Origin of the sequence: Polaromonas sp. (genome assembly GCF_030682935.1) — a bacterium.
Lineage (GTDB): Bacteria > Pseudomonadota > Gammaproteobacteria > Burkholderiales > Burkholderiaceae_C > Polaromonas.
Genome location: NZ_JAUXNA010000231.1, coordinates 1 through 3,950 on the forward strand (window position 1 = coordinate 1; position 3,950 = coordinate 3,950).

A 3,950-nucleotide genomic window follows, 5' to 3' on the forward strand; every position below is an offset into this window, starting at 1 on the left:
ATCGCGTTTTTGTTGATGGTCATGTGGGCGTTGCCCAATACCGCTTCGGCTTCTTTGCCGGTAATGCCTTTGGCGCGCAGGTCGACCAGCATGACGTGGCTTTCGGTGCGGCCGCTGACAATGCGCAGGCCGCGCTGCGTCAGCGTTTCGGCCACGATTTGCGCGTTTTTCAGGACTTGCTGCTGATAGCTTTTGAATTCCGGCGACAGTGCTTCCTTGAAGGCAACAGCCTTGGCGGCAATCACGTGCATCAGCGGGCCGCCTTGCAGGCCGGGGAAGATGGCGCTGTTGATGGCTTTTTCGTGCTGCGACTTCATCAAAATGATGCCGCCGCGCGGGCCGCGCAGGCTCTTGTGGGTGGTCGAGGTCACCACGTCGGCATGCGGCACCGGGTTGGGGTAAATGCCGGCGGCAATCAGGCCGGCGTAGTGGGCCATATCGACCATGAAAATCGCGCCCACGTCTTTGGCGACCCTGGCAAAACGTTCAAAATCGATGCGCAGGCTGTAGGCAGAAGCACCCGCAATGATCAGCTTGGGCTTGCTTTCGTGTGCCTTGCGTTCCATGGCGTCGTAGTCGATTTCTTCCTTGTCATTGAGGCCGTAGCTGACGACGTTGAACCACTTGCCGCTCATGTTGAGCGCCATGCCGTGGGTCAGGTGGCCGCCTTCGGCCAGGCTCATGCCCATGATGGTGTCGCCGGGTTTCAGAAAGGCGAGAAACACCGCTTCGTTGGCCGAGGCGCCGCAATGCGGCTGCACGTTGGCGGCATCGGCACCAAAAATTTGTTTGACGCGGTCAATGGCGAGCTGCTCGGCCACGTCGACATGTTCGCAACCGCCGTAGTAGCGACGGCCGGGGTAGCCTTCGGCGTATTTGTTGGTGAGCTGGGAGCCCTGCGCGGCCATGACGGCGGGCGACGCGTAGTTTTCGCTGGCAATCAGCTCGATGTGGTGCTCTTGCCGGGCGTTTTCAGCCTGGATGGCGGCAAAAATTTCGGGGTCGGTCTGTTCGATCAGAATGTTGCGGTGATACATGGCAGTCCTTCAAGACTTTGATCCCTGTCCTTTGGCCCACTAGGGCGAAAGGAAGCAAGGGCTGCCCAGGCGAACGGCTGAACGCTGATGGCCACACGGTCCCAGCGGTACGCTTCCCAGTGGTGTCCCACGTCAGCATCAATGGTTGACTAAAACCAGGACGCTTATCGCCAGTTGCGTACGATGTTAGTGTAACTTAGCGTACTTGATTCGCTTGTTGCTGTCCCAGCAGGGCTACTTTTTCGGGGGTCTGCTCGCCGGCTTCCAGCGGGGCGGGGGCTGCAGGCAACGACGCCGGAATCACGCGTGAAGGCCTTGGCGCACCGACAAAGCGCGAGGCAGGCGGTTGCCGGTTGCCCGTTGCAACAGCCATCAAGCGGGCATGCTCCGCCATGACTTTATCGGCATAGCCACCGTCGCTTTCAAGGTTGGCCGCGCCCACATAGTATTTGAGGCCGCCTTCAATCGAGCCGGCGCGGGCAATGCATTCCTGCAGCACCTTGACACCGACGCGAAGATTGGTAACGGGGTCAAAGGCCGCGAGTCGGCCGCCAAAATTTTCATATTTGTCGTGATGCACTTTGGTCATGACCTGCATCAGGCCTTGTGCGCCTACCGGGCTTTGGGCAAAGGGGTTGAATCCGGACTCAATCGCCATGATGGCCAGAATCAGCGTCGGGTCGAGCTTGGCCTTTTGGCCAATTTCAAAGGCTTGCGCCACCAGAACGCTGAGGGGCTCGGGTGCTACCGAGTATTTTTTGCTCAACCAGAAAGCCACGGCAGCCTGCGCCGATGGCAGCTCTTTCGGGTTGGACGCTGTGGCGCGGTCAATGGCACTGGGCTCGGTGAAACCGATGGTCGCTTCTTTGCGACCTTGCAGCCAGGTCATGAGCTCCAGTTCGCCGGCATCACGCAGGTCTGGCCGGGCTGTCAGGGTGATCACCGCAAACGCGACCACCAGCCCCAGCAGGGCAAAGCCGCTGTGGGTAATTTCGAAAAAGCCGCGGGCGAGGTCATCAGCAGCCGTGGAAAGACTGCTGTGCACACGCTTGATGTGCCTTTTAAGGTCGACCTTGAGGCCGAAGTTTTTTTGCGCTGTCATAGCACTCCTTTCTATGCACGCCGGGCCGATAAGGTCAGGCGGGCTTTGATTGGGTCGCCATCAAACCAAGGCATGCCTTGTGGGTGTTGACCCTTTGGTGACGCTGCCGTGTCGGGCAGCGTATGCGGGTTGTCCCTAGTATTTCTCGGGACTGGCGGGATTCTAGTGGGTCGTTAAATAACCTGTCAATAATAACAAATTGATTTGTTATATTAAATAATTATTTAAAAGTCATTCTCATCGCCAAAATCACCAATACAAGCCGCTTTGCAGGCCTTTCTTGCGGACGTGTTGCTTTGCGTAAAAGTCGTGAGCCTTCGGCGCAAGTTCGCCGAAGTACGGGCCGGATTGCCGGGCGCTCCGGATTTGGCAGATGTTATTGCGAAGTTATTTTTATGTTTGGCACCGCGCCACGGTCTGTCCCAAGAAAAAGTCAATCACAGTGCCTTTTGCGATTGAAAAATTGAACTTGCCCGTGCGGCAGCAGAAGATTAATCTTCAGTTGTCCGGTTTATCCGGACACCAACTGGGTAACCAACCCCGGTATAACTGGAAGCAATCACTTGCATCCACCGCACTGTGAGACGAGTACTCTCTCCTTTGCGAAACCCGACGGCATGAGCATCCACGCTCGCCGTCAACCCCGGTCAGTTCATCTGGCCGGGGTTTTTAAATTGTGCCCGGCGTATTTTTCCAATCAGTCATTGAGCTTTCGGCGCGGATATAAAAAATTCGCTGCTGAAAATCCGGGTGTGCAGCTCACGCTGGACTGAACGCCGTGACCTGAAAATTGGCGATCTCCAAAACCAGCTGGCGGCGTCTCGCGGACCTGCCGCCACCGCGCCGTTACCCCCTGCTTTCCCCGGGCAGACATCAAGCGTCTATATATAAGAGCAGCGCTTTGGTCGCGGCTGTAACTGGTTGGAGTTCGCCCGACGGAATCTGGCCAACAAACGCCTGCCTTGCGTCGTCAAAGCCATGCCCGATGAGGCCAAATCGCCGCTTTGCACCGAACTTAATTTGGCGATGCCGTAAAAACAGCGAAAATACACGTATTGCTTTATTTTTTAAAGCCGAGGGTACTCAGGTCTTGCGAGCCATAACCCGAATTATTCCCGCTGACAGAGGCCTGTTCATCGCCTCCTCCGTTGCTTTGGAGGAGTTGGCAGGCCCGCGAATCCTGGTGCTTTGAATGCCCGGTGTACGTGCTGTCTTTGGATGTTTTGTTTCGAACCGATTGTTGAAAAATTTCTATGTTGCGCTTTCCCATGTCCAAATCCTCCAAAGCCGAAAACACCCCAGCCGGCGCATCCGCTCCAAAAAGCAGCTCGGCCAAAGCGGCCGAAGCCCATCCGCTGGACGGTCTGACGGGCGGGGCCTTTTCAGCGGCCACCTCTGGGGAGCGCACAGCGCGCATTCGTCAGTGGTTGTCCACCGAGCCCACGGCCGAACAGATGGCCGATGTCTACAAAGATTTGGCCAATCGCGACAAGGGTGCCGCCAAGCCGCTCAAGGAAAAGCTCGACGAAGTCAGGCGCAGCAAAGGCCAGGAAGCCGTTGCCGCTGAATGGGCCGAAAAAGCGCAGGGCTTGCTGGCCCTGCCCAAGCTCAATCTGGCCAATGCCCTGGCCTGGCAGCGCGATGCCGCCAAAGCCGGTGCGCCCCTGTCCAAAGAACCCCTTTCCAGCCTGAAGGTGCAGCTGGCCGAGCGCGTCAAGACCATTGAAGACTTGCAGCACCGCACTCAGGTGCAGCGCGAAGCCGCCGTGCTGATTGCGCAGCGCATTGAAGTGTTGTCCACCAAACCCTGG

General features: G+C 57.4%; 3 protein-coding genes, 1 pseudogene and 1 riboswitch. Of the genes and pseudogenes, 1 reads left to right on the plus strand and 3 read right to left on the minus strand.

From position 1 onward, the window contains the following. The 3 genes from glyA to Q8K05_RS10590 all read right to left on the minus strand — a co-directional run. Positions 1-1,037, minus strand: a 1,037-nt coding sequence (gene glyA / locus Q8K05_RS10580) for a serine hydroxymethyltransferase (protein ID WP_305246578.1), incomplete at its 3' end; no start/stop codon positions are given. A 56-nt stretch (positions 1,038-1,093) separates the two neighbouring features. Further along, a riboswitch (ZMP/ZTP riboswitch) is annotated at positions 1,094-1,225 on the minus strand. Positions 1,226-1,233: 8 nt separating this feature from the next. After that, positions 1,234-2,139 (minus strand): lytic transglycosylase domain-containing protein, encoded by a 906-nt coding sequence (locus tag Q8K05_RS10585; protein WP_305246579.1) that lies wholly within the window; start codon positions 2,137-2,139, stop codon positions 1,234-1,236. 1,060 nt (positions 2,140-3,199) lie between these two features. After that, complete coding sequence (locus Q8K05_RS10590; protein WP_305246580.1) at positions 3,200-3,409, minus strand: hypothetical protein; 210 nt, start codon at positions 3,407-3,409, stop codon at positions 3,200-3,202. On the opposite strand from Q8K05_RS10590, the pseudogene Q8K05_RS10595 reads away from it, so the two are divergent. Continuing rightward, positions 3,408-3,950, plus strand: a pseudogene (locus Q8K05_RS10595) (DUF349 domain-containing protein); the annotation flags it as partial. The gene Q8K05_RS10590 and the pseudogene Q8K05_RS10595 sit on opposite strands and share 2 nt — an antisense overlap.

Bases quoted from the DNA above. Each gene is read 5' to 3' on its own strand.
- Q8K05_RS10585 (WP_305246579.1), bottom strand. From the start codon at position 2,139: ATGACAGCGCAAAAAAACTTCGGCCTCAAGGTCGACCTTAAAAGGCAC.
- Q8K05_RS10590 (WP_305246580.1), bottom strand. From the start codon at position 3,409: ATGGGAAAGCGCAACATAGAAATTTTTCAACAATCGGTTCGAAACAAA.